The organism is Chitinophaga tropicalis, assembly GCF_009758205.1.
Classification (GTDB): Bacteria; Bacteroidota; Bacteroidia; order Chitinophagales; family Chitinophagaceae; genus Chitinophaga; species Chitinophaga tropicalis.
Window position 1 is genome coordinate 265,307 of record NZ_WRXN01000012.1, and the last position, 15,667, is coordinate 280,973.

Sequence of the window (15,667 nt, forward strand, 5' to 3'; positions counted from 1 at the left end):
ATACTTATAAAAAGAGATCTCTTTATCTTCTGACTATAGTAATAAAGCCTTTCTTAATACCAGCCCCATTACCAAAATCAATGATGTAGTAATATGTTCCTTCCGCCAGCGGACTACCATTTACCGTTGCTCCCCAGTTGTTGGTATAGCCTTTCTTTGTATATACCAGTCTGCCGCTACGGTCAAATATCTTCACCTCGTTGTTAGGGAACATATCTATGTTCCTGACAATCCAGTAGTCATTGATACCATCACCGTTGGGAGTGAGAATATTGGTGGCTCCGGTCGCCTCCAGGTCGTCTTTTACCTCAAGGGTAAATGTCTGGGTACTGCTTCTGCCGTATTGATTTGAGCCTGTAACAGTGTAAGTAGTAGTGACGGATGGGCGGACGGTCAGTACAGAGGTGTTCTCTCCGCTAACAATGCCATTGGCTGCCAACCATTGATAAGTATTCGCTCCGCCAGCTGTCAGCAGCACTGTTTCTCCTTTACTGATGCTGCTTCCCTTATTGCTTTCAATCACAATCACCGGAAGAGGATTGTCGAGGATTGTCAGTTGCTGAGAAACCGGTGTGGCCGCCGTGTAATTGACGTTGCCATCCTGGCTGGCAGTGATTATAACGGTTCCTGCGTGCAGGATCTCCACCTGGTTGCCATTAACGATCCTGGCTATAGCAGAGTTACTGCTGGTATAGATAACAGGTAACCCGGACGTAGCTGTTGCCGTTAATGTAAAGGTGCCATCTGTAGAGAGTTTATCTTCAAGCGCTTCGAAGTCAATATGCTGATTAGAAGAGGTGATGGTCAGCGTACCATCCACAAAGCTGATATCATAATTTTGTGATGTTGCCCCACCTGCCCTGATAGGGTAAGTCCCTACCGGAGAGTTAATATCAGCTGTAATAGTTAATACAACAGGCGTATTCAATACAGTCTCATTATCTGTACCGGTAAATCCTGTATAAGTTGCACTCAGTATAGGGTTTGCTGTACCGAATACTTTATTCTTATCGTCAGCTGAGATGGTCAGTGACTTTTTCTTAATGGTAAGATCAGCGGCTGTATAATTTAATATGTAATTCTGACCCAGGCTCAACGTGTTTTGGTTGATACTGTATGTACCAACGTTTTCACTGGCGGTTCTGCTTAATGTACCGGTGAAGGCATCTCCTGTTATCAAAGCAGGCGTGAAAGTATAAGTAAGCGCAGGATCAGTATCGCCGTAGGTTTTGCTTTTAGTGTCTGCAGTAACGGTAATTGTCTTAGCTCCTATCGTCAAATCAGCGCCGGCATAGTTCAATACATAGTTGCTATTTAATGAGAGAGTATTCTGATTGATGCTGTAAGTACCAATACTTTCTCCCACAGTTCGGCTCAATATGCCTGTAAACGCATCTCCTGTTATAAGAGCCGGTGCGAAAGTGTAAGTGAGTGCAGGATCAGTATCGCCGTAGATCTTGTTTTGAGCATCAGCAGTTACAACAACTGTCTTTTTGCCTATTGTCAGATCTGCACTGGCATAGTTCAATACATAGTTGCTGTTTAACGAGAGGGAATTCTGATTGATACTGTAAGTACCAATACTTTCTCCGGCGGTTCTGCTCAACGCACCTGTAAAGCCGTCACCTGTTACCAGAGCCGGTGCAACAATATAAGTGAACACCGGATCAGCATCGCCGTAGGTTTTGCTTTGAGCATTAGCAGTAACAACAACTGTCTTTTTAGCTATTGTCAGATCAGCACTGGTATAGTTCAATACATAGTTACTATTTAACGCAAGGGTATTCTGATGAATAGCATAAGTACCAATATTCTCCCCGGCGGTTCTGCCCAATACTCCTGTAAACGAGTCTCCCATTACAAGTGCCGGCGTAACAGTATAAGTAAATGTAGGATCTGCATCGCCATAGGTTTTGTTTTGAGCATCAGCAGTAACAGTAACTGTTTTTGTACCTATCGTCAGATCGGCACTGGTATAGTTCAATATATAGTTGCTGTTCAGTGCGAGTGTATTCTGATTGATAGCATAAGTACCAACATTTTCTCCAGCGGCTCTGCTTAATGTACCGGTGAACACATCTCCTGCTATCAGGGCAGGGATGAAAGTATATGTGAGCGCCGGATCAGCGTCTCCATAAGTCTTACTTTTAGCATCAGCTGTAACAGTAACTGCTTTTGTACCTATCGTCAGATCTGCATCTATATAATTTAAGGCATAATTACTATTTAAAGAGAGTGTGTTTTGATTGATAGTATAAGTACCTGCATTTTCTCCGGTAGTTCTGCTCAATACACCTGTAAAGGCATCGCCTGTTATCAGGGCTGGTGTGAAAGTATAAGTAAGTGCAGGATCAGCATCGCCGTAGGTTTTGCTTTTGGCATCTGCAGTGATGGTAACTGCTTTTGCACCTATCGTCAGATCCGAACTGGTATAGTTCAATATATAATTGCTGTTCAGCGCGAGTGTATTCTGATTGATAGCATAGGCACCCACGTTTTCTCCCGCTGCTCTGTCCAATATACCAGTGAAGGCATCTCCGGTTACAAGAGCAGGTGAAAAAGTGTAAGTGAGCACAGGGTCAGCATCTCCATAGTTTTTGATTTTAGCATCTGCCGTTACGGTGATGTTCTTTCTATCTATAGTCAGCACCTGTGTTACATCTGCAGCAGCATCGTAAGTTGCATCTCCTGCCTGGCTGGCCGTGATAGTGGTGGTACCAGCTGCAAGAATAGTTACTGTATTACCGCTGATAGTAGCAACAGTCATATCTGAGCTGGTATAAGTAACGGGATTACCGGAAGCGCCTCCTGTTACTGCCAGCATAAAATCAGGATCACCATAGGTATGGTTTGCCAATGCTGTAAATGTGATGACCTGTTCTTCAAGCCTGGTTACTGTAACAGTATATATCTTAACATTGATACCATCAGCAGCGGTAACCTTTATATCAATTGTGTTGCTGCCTGTATTTAACGCTAAATTCCCCGATGCACTTCCACTTTCCACAGCTGCATATCCCCCACCGTTTACCTGTACTTCTATAGTAGCATTTGCTTCTTCCCGTACCGGCGTAACCGTAATACTGCTGACTGTATTGTTTACACTTGCTGTATAAGCAATAATAGCAGGGTCAAAGACAGGTGATAAGGTACCTGAACTGAGGGTTAATGCAGAGAGATTGGCATTATCAGAGGCATATTTGAATATCCATGCAGCGCCAGTGCCACTGGCATCGAACCATCCGCCTGAAATAAAAGTATTACCATCGGCACTGAGTGCTGCACTGTTACCCTGTGCCGCCGGTCCGGCCCCACCTGTACCTACCCGCTTGTTACCCTTCTGCGTCCAGGTGCTTCCACTCCGGGTATACACCCATACACCTCCCTCATTACCATTATCCTGCGAACCTCCCACAATGGCAGTATTACCATCAGCACTAAGCGATACAGAACGCCCCTCCCAGCCAAAGCCCGTAGCAGCATCTGTCCCTGCAAGTTTGCTGCCTTGCTGCGACCAGCTACTACCACTTCTGGCAAATACCCAGGCAGCGCCTACACTGTTATTGTCACTTATCCCACCTATAATAGCTGTATTACCATTAGCGCTAAGCGCTACAGAAGTACCCTGTTCCGAATTTCCTGTATTGCCCGTACCTACCAGCTTATTCCCCTGTTGTGTCCAGGTGCTTCCACTCCTGGTGAATATCCATGCAGCCCCTATACCACCATTATCCTGCGTTCCTCCCAGTATGGCAGTATTACCATCAGCGCTGAGCGATACAGCAGCGCCCTGATTTGCATCCCCGGCATTACCCGTACCTACCAGTTTGTTACCCTGTTGCGTCCAGACTCCTCCACTTCTGACAAATACCCATGCAGCACCCTTTCCATTATTATCAGTAGGCCCACCTACTAAAGCAGTATTCCCATCAGCACTGAGAGATACGGAAACGCCCTGCTGCGAACCGATCCCGTTCGTGCCTGTCAGTTTGCTACCCTCCTGGGTCCAGACACCTCCACTTCTGACAAAGACCCAGGTAGCTCCTGTATTACCATCACCAATTCCGCCTACTAAAGCAGTATTCCCATCAGCGCTGATAGCAACTGACCAGCCCAGATCAGTACTGGCATCCGTCGCCCCCGTCCCTACCAGCTTACTACCCTCCTGTGTCCAGGTTTCTCCGCTCCTGGTGAAGACCCATGCCGCTCCCTTACCATTGTCATCCGCATATCCACCCACAATGGCAGTATTACCATCGGCGCTGATAGCGGCTGAATAAGCCTGATATGCAGCTCCGGTATTCCCCGTCCCAACCAGTTTATTACCCTGTTGTATGTTCGGAGCAGGTGTGGGAGTTATAGTAACCGGGAAGTAGCTGCCACCAAGAACTGCACCGGTATTTGTTGTAAGGACCAGGTTGCCTGTTACCGCCCCGGGCATGATCATAGCCACCAGCCTGGTGTCTGTCTTCGATATAATAATAGCGTTTGTTCCGCCAATAGTCGCATTTACAATAGAGCTCAGATTAAAACCCGTTATTGTTACTAAGGTTCCCACCGGCCCGGAAGAGGGAGTATAAGAAAAAAGGCCGGTACGCTGTGCTATACCTGTCAGGCTGTACCCTATAAATAAAAGGAAGAGTAAAATTTTCTTCATCAGATAACTTTGCTGTAAGATTTTGAGAAACAGATATTCTGACCTGGGGCCAAAGGCATAGGCAGAAACGGCCCAAAGCTCAAAAAGAGATTTATAAAAAGCCAATAACAGGTATCGACAAAGTGTATACATGTTACAAAATGTTACACTACAGAAAGGAGAGTTATTTATAATCAACACGTTATAAACAACCACGTCGAGCCGCCCTCCTTAACACATGAATTAATTGACACCGGCATGTAGTTTTGAAGAATTGCGCCGGCTCATATCTCTTGAGGGAGCTTCTATTCGGGTATACCGGTTTTTCTTCCCCGTTCATCTATGGAATCTTCCTCTCTGTAGTTTGCAGACAATACGTTTTCCACTCCCCCGTTTCTATACATGCCATTCCCTATAATCTCAGTGCTGTCAGCAAGGAACTATTGCTTACCAGACAGAACTCGTGAAGAAATCCCTTAGAAAACCTGCCGGCATTGCAGGTATGATATGCCTTTTTATTGCTGGTACTGCCGCAGGAGACATACAGCGACGTTATGTACACTCCATAACGCGCGATTCTGTTATACCTGTGAAAGCAACGCCCGATACCCTGAAATATCCTATCACTGACAGGCATGCCCCTCAATTGATTGAAGGAGCCAGGAATACTATGGATCTGAAAGATCCTTCCGGTATTAAACAGTCAGTAGAATATGACCCGGTAACCGGACAGTATACCATTTCAGAAAAGATTGGCGACAGCTACTACCGTCAGCCTACCCTTATGAGCTTTAAGGATTTTTATGACCTCCAGTCCCGTAAAAGCGAAGAAGAATATTTCCGCAAACGCGCCGCTACCCTCGGTAATTTAAACCGCACCGGCAATGAACCTGCCCTGGTAAAAAGCAACAACCTCTTTGACCGCCTCTTTGGCGGTAATAAAGTAGATATCAAACCCCAGGGGTTCCTGGAGGTCTCTCTGGGTTACGACGGACAGTACATCAATAACCCCGTCCTCACCGAACAGGCCCGCAGAAGCGGAGGACTTGCCATGGATATGAACATTAATCTGAACGTTACCGGTAAAATAGGTGACAAACTGAAGATCATCACCAACTATAACACTCAATCCACCTTCGATTTTGAGAACCAGATCAAACTGGAATACACCGGTTATTCAGATGAGATCATCAAAAAGATAGAAGCAGGGAACGTAAGCTTCCCACTAAGCAGTTCCCTCATCAGTGGTATGCAATCCCTCTTTGGGATAAAAACACAATTGCAGTTCGGCCGGTTAATGATAACCAGCGTACTCTCCAGCCAGAAATCAGAAAAACAGACATTGACGCTGAAAGGAGGCTCACAATCGCAGTCTTATACCATCAAAGCCAACGCCTATGACGACAACCGTCACTTCCTCATGGCGCAGTTCTTCAGGGATACTTTCAACTACGCAATGGGCAACCTGCCCTCCGTACGCTCTATGGTGAATATCACCAGGCTGGAAGTATGGGTCACCAACAAGACCGGCACCACCACGAATACACGGAACGTAGTAGCACTGATGGACCTGGCAGAATACAATCCTTATAATACCAGTGCAGTGCAGGTAATCTCAGGAGGCAAATTACCCTTCAACGGTATTAATAACCTGTACAGCAACCTCAATGACGATGCCGCCAGGAACCCATTCACAGTAGTAAGCAGGCTGCAGGCGGCCGGATTGGCGCCTGTACAGGATTATGAGAAGACCTATGCCCGCAAGCTGGACAGTACAGAGTACACCGTCAACAGAAAACTGGGATATATATCACTTAATAGCCAGCTGGCTTCAGACCAGGTGCTGGCAGTAGCATACGAGTATAGCTACAACGGGCGTACCTATAAGGTGGGCGACTTTGCCCAGGACCTCCCCCCTGATGAAAGCAACAGCGCCAACAGCAGGGTCCTTTTCCTGAAAATGCTGAAGGCTACCGCCGCCCGTCCAGCCCTGCCCATATGGGACCTGATGATGAAGAACATCTACTCCACCGGCGCCTACCAGGTCAGTAATACTGACTTTACGATGGACATCTATTACAATGATCCGGGCAATGACAGTCGCGCATCCAGCCAACGACGTTATCTCCCGGACGCGGTTGACAGCTGGAGCGGGGCTCCTATCATCTCCATAGTCAACCTCGATAATCTCAATAATAATAACGACCCGCAACCGGACGGTGTGTTTGACTTCGTGAGCGGTTATACCATAGATCCTTCCAACGGCAGGATCATCTTTCCTGTGCTGGAGCCCTTTGGTAAAGACCTGGCTAAAGCTTTCGGGGGAGATGCTGCCCTGGAAAAACAATACCTCTACACCCAGCTGTATGACTCTACCAAAACAGCGGCAGAACAGTTCACCGCTCTGAACCGCTTCCTGCTCAAAGGCTCATACAAGGCCGGCAGCTCATCAGAAGTATCTCTTAACGCCTTCAATATTCCTTCAGGCTCCGTAACAGTTACCTCCGGCGGCAGAACGCTGACAGAGAATATTGACTATGTGGTGGATTATAACCTGGGCAGGGTGAAGATCATCAACGATGGTATACTCAGCTCCGGTAACACTATCAACGTATCTTTCGAGAACGGCGGGCTTTATGGTCAGCAGGTACGTAACTACAGCGGCACCCGGCTGGATTATGCCATCAATGACAAGCTGAATATCGGCTCTACTATCGTGCATATGAGTGAACGCCCGTATACCAATAAAGTGAACTATGGAGAAGATCCTATCAACAATACCGTAGTAGGCTTAGATGGTAATTACAATTCCGAATGGAAGGGCCTGACAAGACTGCTGGACAAGCTGCCCTATTACAGTACTAAAACCCCGTCCATGATCAGCCTGAGCGGAGAAGGCGCCCGCCTGTTTCCCGGTCACAGTAAGCTGATCAACAACTTCGGCACCAGCGAGGGACAGATATACATAGACGATTTTGAAGGCACTCAAAGCAACTATGACCTGAAAAGCCCCTCCTCCAGCTGGGTGCTGGCCTCCACTCCTGCCGGTGCAACAGACAGCACTGGGGCAATAATGTTCCCCGAAGCTACCCAGATAGACTCCCTGGGCTATGGCAAGAACAGGGCATTGCTGGCCTGGTATATTATAGAGCCTACCCTGCAGCTCACATCCACCACGGGACTGCCTGCAGGCATCACCCGCGATGACCAGTCAGACCCCAGGGTACGTATCGTATATCAGCAGGAGATCTTCCCGAATATCTCAACCGGGTATTCCCAGACCCAGCTGCCTACGCTTGATCTGGCGTATTATCCTGACCAGCGCGGCCCTTATAACTTCGAGACTGACAGAACAGCGCTGAATGATAATGGTACGCTTAAATCGCCTAAAAAACGCTGGGCAGGGATCATGCGTTCGCTGGATAATACCGACTTTGAAAATTCCAATATACAGTACATAGAATTCTGGTTGCAGGACCCGTTCATTAAAGCACCTACCAGTACCGGCGGCGATCTCTATTTCAACCTGGGCAGTATTTCTGAAGATGTGCTGAAAGATTCCCGCAAGTTCTTTGAGAACGGGTTGAAAAGCCCGTCAACCACTATCAACTATGACTCCAGCAGCTGGGGCAGAGTGCCTAACTATGAGCAACAGCTGACCAGGGCGTTTGATAATGATGCTTCCGTAAGGCAGTACCAGGACGTAGGATATGATGGCTTGGGCAGTGCAGATGAAGCGGCATTCCGGTCTGCTTACCTTACACAGCTGAGGAACAATTTCGGCGCTAACTCCCCTGTCTACCAGGCAGCGCTTGCAGATCCCTCCAACGATAATTACCACTACTACCGGGGCGATGATTATGATGCAGAACAACTGTCTATACAACGCCGGTACAAACGTTTCAGCATGCCGGAAGGCAACTCGCCCGCCACCAGCGGCAATGCCACTTACTCTTCCGCGGCAACGAATACTCCTGAATCGGAAGATCTTAACAATGATAACACCATGAATGAAACGGAAGCTTATTTCCAGTACCGGGTGCATATGCAGCCCAATATGGAAATAGGCGCCAACTACATTGTAGATAAGATCAACACCAACGTTACACTGGCCAATGGCAGCACATCCACAGAAACATGGTACCAGTTTAAGATACCTGTTGATCAGTACAACGCTGCCATTGGCGGTATTACCGATTTCAAGTCCATTCGCTTCATGCGCATGTTCCTGACCAACTTCCAGGACTCTGTAGTACTGCGCTTCGGCAAACTCGGACTGGTACGCAACCAGTGGAGGCAATACCGTTATGAACTGCAGACAGGTGCAGGAGATATGGTAAATACCAGCACGGCTACTACCTTCAACACTACCGCCGTGAACATAGAAGAAAATGCTTCCCGTACACCGGTACCATATGTGCTGCCCCCGGGATTGCAACGTTCATCAACCGTCAGCACCAGCAACACTACCCTTCTTCTCAATGAGCAATCTCTTTCCATGCAGGTGTGCAACCTGCAGGACGGCAAAGGCAGAGCCGTTTACAAAACCCTGGGAATGGACCTCCGGCGCTATAAAAAACTGCAGATGTTCATTCACGCTGAAGCAGTAGATAACGAGGCCTCCCTGAATGATAACGACCTGGAAGCCGTTATCCGCCTGGGAAGCGACTTTACCGAGAACTTCTATGAATACCGTATCCCGTTGAAAAAAACGGCCTTCGGCTCTAAATCGCAAACTGCCATATGGCCCACTGAAAATGAGCTGAACCTTCTTCTCACAGACTTCAGCAACCTGAAGCTGACACGGAACAATGCAGGAGCATCCACTACTACACTTTATGAAAAAACGCTGACAGGCGGCAATACCATTGCTGTAATAGGCAACCCCAACCTGGGAAATGTGGAAGCAATGATGATAGCGGTATACAATCCACAGAATGATGGTTCACCCAAATGTGGCGAGATATGGTTTGATGAACTACGGCTGAGCGGTATGGACGAGAAAGGTGGTTATGCCGCCACCGGCCGTTTAAACCTGCAATTGGCAGATCTTGGTACGCTGGCGCTTAGCGGCAATATGCATACCGCCGGTTATGGCGCTGTAAACCAGAGTGTGAATGAACGGTTCCAGGATAACCTGACACAATACGATGCTTCTCTTAGCCTGGATATGGGTAAGTTATTACCAAAGAAAGCCAATATAGCTATACCTGTTTATGCTGGTCAGTCGAAATCCAATAGTCTGCCGGAATATGATCCTTTTGATGCAGACATCAAACTGAAAGACAAGCTCAACATGGCTACCAGCAAGCGGCAGCGGGACTCTATCCGGCAGCAGGCGCAGGATGTGACCACTATCACCAGCCTGAATGTGACCAACATGAGAAAACTCAGTAACGGGAAAAAGAAGCTCAAACCCTGGAGTATTGAGAACCTGGACCTTACCTATGCCTATACCGGCACCAGGCAGCACAACCCTATCACAGAAAATTATGAGCTGACAAAGAACAGGGGTGTGCTGGGTTACAACTATAGTACACAAGGCAAATACATACAGCCATTTAAAAAACTGTTCAAAAGCAAATCAGCCTGGCTGGCGTTGATAAGAGATTTCAATTTCAATCCGCTGCCGTCTTCCGTCAACTTCCGTGCAGATCTGAACAGGCAGTTCAGCGCCACCCGGTTGCGGAATGTGGGAAGTGATTATAAGCTCAGGGAAACGTACAGCAAATACTTTAACTTTGACCGTTATTATGGGCTGAAATGGGACCTTACCCGCAATCTCAGCTTTGACCTTACAGCAGTCAACAATGCCAGGGTAGATGAACCTGAAGGGCGTATCAATACACAGGCAAAGAAAGACAGCTTATGGTCTAACCTGAAAAAGCTGGGACGCACCACCAATTACTTCCAGACATTCAATGCCACGTATGCACTTCCTATGAACAAACTGCCATTACTGAACTGGACCAGCATTGCCGTGAACTATACTGCCCAGTACCGGTGGACGGCCGCTTCTCTGTCCAACAGGATACAGGGTAATACAATAGAGAACTCGCAGGCCACTACCATAGTAGCAGAGTTCAAACTGAGTGATCTTTATAATAAATCAAAATTCCTGAAACAGGTCACCGCCAATCCGCAGCAACCGGCTAAATCAACGCCAGGCAAGAATACAGCTGCTGCAAAGAAACCGGCGGAGCCTCCGCCACCAGAAATATCTCCATTGGTAAAAGGATTACTGAAGCCGTTGCTGGCTGTTAAAAGGATCAGCATTAACTACTCCGAAAATAACTATACCAGTTTACCGGGGTATATGGACAGTACACAGGCATTAGGTATGAATTGGCGCAGTATGCAGCCAGGGCTGGCATTTGTATTCGGGTATCAGCCGGATTCAAAATGGCTGGATGAAAAAGCACGTAAGGGACTGATAAGCCGGGATACGCTGTTCAACTCACAGTTCCGCCAGCAGTTCTCACAATCGCTCAATGTACAGGCACAGTTAGAACCTGTCAACAGTTTGCGGATTGATCTGTCACTCACAAAAACGTTCTCAAAAACACATACAGAACTGTTCAAAGACCGTTACGGTGCTGGTAACTATGAACATCTTGATCCCTATGAAACAGGAGGTTTCCAGGTCACTTCCATTATGCTGAAAACGTTCTTTGGCAAGGGTGGGTTAGCAAAGGCTTTTACCAACTTCCGGAATTACCGTACCATTCTTTCCAGGCGGTACTGGAATCAGAACCCCTATACAAAAGATCCTGACCTGCCGGTGTATGATACCGGCGATGCCAGTTATATGTATGGTTATGGCAAGTATGAACAGAATGTGCTGATCTCTTCTTTCCTTGCTGCCTACACGGGGAAAGATCCCGAGAAGATAGGGCTGATAGCTACTTCGGGATTGGATAAAGTGCGGAGCAATCCCTTCCGGAACATTATCCCCCTGCCTAACTGGCGGGTTACCTATGATGGTTTGAGCAGGCTGGAGCCCTTCAGCAGCCTGGTGCAAAGCCTGATACTGACGCATGCTTATGTGAGCAATATCAGTATGAATTCATTTAACAGCACTTCTACGTACCTGGATAAATGGTCGCTCGGTAATCCCAGCTTTATTGATACCCTCTCCGGTAACTACGTCCCTTATTACACGGTGCCTAATATCACCATGATGGAACAGATGTCGCCATTACTGGGTATTGATATGACGTTGAAGAATAACCTGAATATGCGGATTGAATACAGGACCACACGTTCTCTTAGTCTTAACCTGACGGATTACCAGTTAGTGGAAGCGCATACAGGTGAGATCACCGTCGGAGGCGGCTACAGGATAAGAGGATTAATACTGCCTTTTGCTATAGGGCCTGATGGTTCCAGGAAGCTGGATAATGATCTGAACCTGCGTATGGATATAGGATATCGTGATGAGAAGTCTGTTAACCATCAGCTGGATGGTAGTGTGTCTGTTCCTACATCAGGTCAAAAGGTGATCAGTATAGCGCCTTCTGTTGATTATGTGCTTAATAAGCGGATGAACCTGAAATTCTTTTATACGAGGAAGCAGACCATACCGGTGTTGTCTACAGCAAGTCCCACTATTACCACAAGTGGTGGGTTGACGTTGAGGTTTATGCTGGGGCAGTGATGTATATAATTTCAGAATCAGGCTTCGTGTTTAAACATCCGGGGCCTTAATGCTTAGAAAGCGTTCTCTACTTCAAATTTTCTAACTGCTTAAAGAAAGGAATTAAGGTCTTTCCATTTTCGGTGAGATAGTATTCAATATGCAGGGGTTTTTCCTTTATAACAACCTTTTGCAATAAGCCAACTTCTTCCAACTCTCTTAGAGCGACAGACAATGTTTGCCTATTGGCCCCTTCAATTTGACGCAACAAACTATTAAAACGTAAAGAGCCATCAACAGCCAAACGAAAAATTTCCGGCTTCCATTTGCCTGACAATTGTTTTAAGATGGCCTGTGCAGGACAAGTTTCATTTTTTCCCATTGCTCTTTTAGTAGTCATAAAAAAGTGACTTATTGGAGGCGTAAATTATTACGCTGAACTTTACGCAAAAGTAATAATATTTATGATACAAGAAACGGTAAAAGCACTTACTGTAGTGCAAGAAATGTTAACAGCATTTGGTAAAGGTGATTTGGAATCTCTTAAACAAACATTATCAGAAGACACCGTTTGGATTTATCACGGAGTAGACGGTATTCCATATAACGGAACTTATCAGGGCAAGGAAGGTGCTGTAAACTTCATTATGAACATTATGAATAATGTTGACATTCTGGATTTTCAGATAACAAAGATGATTGCAGATCAAAATACAGTTGTTGTATTAGGCAGTGAAAAGCAAAAAATAAAAAATAATAGTGAAGTCTTAGAACAAAAATGGGTACAGGTTTATACTGTTGAAAATAATTTAATAACCCGACTAGAAGAATTTTCAAATACGGCCTTCTCATTCCAATTATTTCAAAGATGAAGCTATCCGGCTATCTTCTAATATCAATACTCTTATTTGGTCATAAAATTTGTCAGGCTCAAACAAAAAGAATGGAAAATAATAACCCTTTATTGTGCAATCCGGAAAATGGCATTTGTGAACTTCCTGCACACGACACGAGATCGGCTGATAGTAACAATTATAAGCCAGAAAGGAAGCCAATAAAGATTATTTACTACACCGACCCAATCTGCTCTTCCTGTTGGGGCGTAGAGCCTCAATTGCGGAAACTTAAATTAGAATATGGGGGAAGTATTGAAATAGAGTACAGAATGGGTGGTTTGTTACCTGATTGGAGTTATAATAGTGGAGGAATTAGTAAACCTGCTGATGTTGCTCACCACTGGGATGAAGTAAGTATGTATTATGATATGCCCATAGATGGCGATATTTGGTTAGAAGACCCATTAACATCTTCTTATCCACCTTCAATTGCCTTTAAGGCAGCCCAACTACAAGACAACGAAAAAGCAATTTTATTTCTTCGTGAAATCAGAGAAATGGTATTCCTGAAAAAAAAGAATATAACAAAATGGGAGCACCTGGAATTAGCTGCCAGGAATGTTGGGTTGAACATTGTCCAATTTAAAAAGTCTTATGAAGGAGAAGCAAAAGAACTTTTTAATAAAGATTTGCAATCAGGCAGAGAATTAGGAGTAAAAGGTTTCCCTACAATATTTTTTGCTGACACAGCAGGAAAGACTGAAATTGTTTATGGTTCAAGACCATACAGTTTTTATGAAAATGCCTTACTGAATCTTTACCCAACTACTGTAAAAAGCCAGTATGACAAAACCTGGCTTTCTGTATTCTCAAAGTATTCTTCACTGACAGCGAAAGAATTTTCAGAACTAACAGGAGCGGCAAGAAACGAAAGTGAAAGTATCCTGGACGAATTAACTACCAAAGGGAAGTTAGATAAATTGATAACAAAAAACGGAGCACTTTGGACATTTAGGAATGCCAATCCCTGATAGCGATTGGACAATAGTGACATAAATATACACGTGCCCTGAAAGGTTTGTATTGATGTTTGACTACCGCTGGAGAAAATCTTTAGAACGAATAATTTGTATAACGTTTAACTCAAATCAGATGAAAAAAAAGTGGACAACTGAAGAACTTAAAGAGCGTTCCTGGAAATTTGACGATGAAGCATTTAACAAATGGAATTTTGATATCGTGGATGAATTGGTGCATCCTGATTTTATAAATCATGATCCTTTACCAGGAATGGATCCGACAAGAGAAGGAATAAAAAATTATTTACCAGGTTTTAAGGCTGCGTTTCCCGATCTGAAATTTGTCAATGACAGCATAATAGCGGAAGGTGATATTGTCGCCCACCGCGTAACATGGTACGGTACACATTCTGGTGAATACCTGGGTGTGCCGGCAACAGGCAAAAAAATCAGTTTCCGAACACATGACTTTCAACGTTGGGAGGATGGATTATTAATAGAAAGATGGAGCACAGCAGACGTTGAACAAATGTTAATTGACTTGGGCCTTAAATAAAGGTAGTGTTCATCAGGCAGTAAGAAAAAGGACTATTGTCTTTTTATTTAGGTATGTTGTACTTTACAAAACATTTCTATATTCAGGAGGCTGCATTAGCTAATTTGATGCAGCCTCTGATTATTATTTTCAAGTAGAGAAAATACTTTAAGGAACTCAGTAAAACATTAACTTTATCAACAAAGCAGATACTACATATTATGGAATCGAAGATATAATGACAACAGCTTAAAATTGGGGGAAGGCGCTGTCGCGCCTTCCCCGTTCCACCAATGGAAAGATTGCCAATGCTAAGAGACTGTAAAATGAACTGTGTCAAAGGTTAAAAATAATTTTCTGACCTTTAACACAAGTTTCTTTTTATGAGCAAGAATGATCAATTTGATTATGACGGCCTCAAGAAAAAGGCCTTAGAACAGTTTCGCTCAGGTAAGTCTCTATTTGGTAAGGATGGAGCCTTTGCGCCCTTGCTAAAGGAGTTCCTGGAAGCGGCCATGGAAGGCGAGCTGGATGAGCATTTAGATGATGTCCAGCGCGAAGATGGTAACCGTAAAAATGGGTATACACCCAAACGGCTTAAAACAGCAGACGGTACCATTAATATTGAAACACCACGTGATCGGTCTTCTACATTCGATCCGCAAATTGTCAAAAAGCGGGAAACAATCCTTGCAGAAAGTCTTGAACATAAAATTACTGGCATGTATGGGCATGGAATGAGCTTTCGCGATATTTCCGCCCATATCAAAGACATGTATGATACTGACATATCAGCCGGTACCCTTTCAGCTATTACAGACAAGGTTATTCCCCTTGTAAAAGAATGGCAGAACAGGCCCTTAGAGGCCATCTACTGCATTGTTTGGCTGGATGCTATGTTCTACAAGGTAAAAGAGGATGGGCACGTGAGAAGCCGCTGCGTTTACAATATTTTAGGGATAAATACTGAAGGACGCAAAGATCTACTAGGCATGTATGTTTCCG

Annotated in this window: 7 protein-coding genes; 5 read left to right on the plus strand and 2 right to left on the minus strand. The window is 45.2% G+C overall.

Annotated features, from left to right (window positions below; genetic code table 11):
• Positions 1-22 precede the first annotated feature (22 nt).
• Positions 23-4,657 carry an MBG domain-containing protein gene (locus GO493_RS23860; protein WP_198315817.1) on the minus strand — a complete coding sequence of 1,545 codons (4,635 nt, stop codon included), beginning with the start codon at positions 4,655-4,657 and terminating at the stop codon, positions 23-25.
• A gap of 442 nt (positions 4,658-5,099) precedes the next feature.
• Between GO493_RS23860 and sov the strand changes: the two genes are divergently transcribed.
• Positions 5,100-12,293, plus strand: coding sequence for a T9SS outer membrane translocon Sov/SprA (sov, locus tag GO493_RS23865; RefSeq protein WP_317165464.1), 7,194 nt, complete (start codon positions 5,100-5,102; stop codon positions 12,291-12,293).
• A 67-nt stretch (positions 12,294-12,360) separates the two neighbouring features.
• Here sov and GO493_RS23870 read toward each other — a convergent pair whose 3' ends face one another.
• Positions 12,361-12,672, minus strand: a complete 312-nt coding sequence (locus GO493_RS23870) for a winged helix-turn-helix transcriptional regulator (protein WP_157308748.1) — start codon at positions 12,670-12,672, stop codon at positions 12,361-12,363.
• A 64-nt stretch (positions 12,673-12,736) separates the two neighbouring features.
• Here GO493_RS23870 and GO493_RS23875 point away from each other — a divergent pair, with 64 nt between their 5' ends.
• The 4 genes from GO493_RS23875 to GO493_RS23890 form a co-directional block, all read left to right on the plus strand.
• Complete coding sequence (locus tag GO493_RS23875; RefSeq protein WP_157308749.1) at positions 12,737-13,144, plus strand: nuclear transport factor 2 family protein; 408 nt, start codon at positions 12,737-12,739, stop codon at positions 13,142-13,144.
• A gap of 71 nt (positions 13,145-13,215) precedes the next feature.
• Positions 13,216-14,139 (plus strand): ClpXP adapter SpxH family protein, encoded by a 924-nt coding sequence (locus GO493_RS23880; protein ID WP_157308750.1) that lies wholly within the window; start codon positions 13,216-13,218, stop codon positions 14,137-14,139.
• A gap of 121 nt (positions 14,140-14,260) precedes the next feature.
• Positions 14,261-14,683, plus strand: a complete 423-nt coding sequence (locus GO493_RS23885) for an ester cyclase (RefSeq protein ID WP_157308751.1) — start codon at positions 14,261-14,263, stop codon at positions 14,681-14,683.
• Between the two features lie 362 nt (positions 14,684-15,045).
• Positions 15,046-15,667, plus strand: a 622-nt coding sequence (locus GO493_RS23890) for an IS256 family transposase (protein ID WP_198315818.1), incomplete at its 3' end; no start/stop codon positions are given.

What these genes read in the sequence shown, in the direction of transcription:
- GO493_RS23860 (WP_198315817.1), bottom strand. Translation starts at nt 4,657, where the DNA reads ATGAAGAAAATTTTACTCTTCCTTTTATTTATAGGGTACAGCCTGACA.
- GO493_RS23870 (WP_157308748.1), bottom strand. Translation starts at nt 12,672, where the DNA reads ATGACTACTAAAAGAGCAATGGGAAAAAATGAAACTTGTCCTGCACAG.
- GO493_RS23875 (WP_157308749.1), top strand. Translation starts at nt 12,737, where the DNA reads ATGATACAAGAAACGGTAAAAGCACTTACTGTAGTGCAAGAAATGTTA.
- GO493_RS23880 (WP_157308750.1), top strand. Translation starts at nt 13,216, where the DNA reads ATGGAAAATAATAACCCTTTATTGTGCAATCCGGAAAATGGCATTTGT.
- GO493_RS23885 (WP_157308751.1), top strand. Translation starts at nt 14,261, where the DNA reads ATGAAAAAAAAGTGGACAACTGAAGAACTTAAAGAGCGTTCCTGGAAA.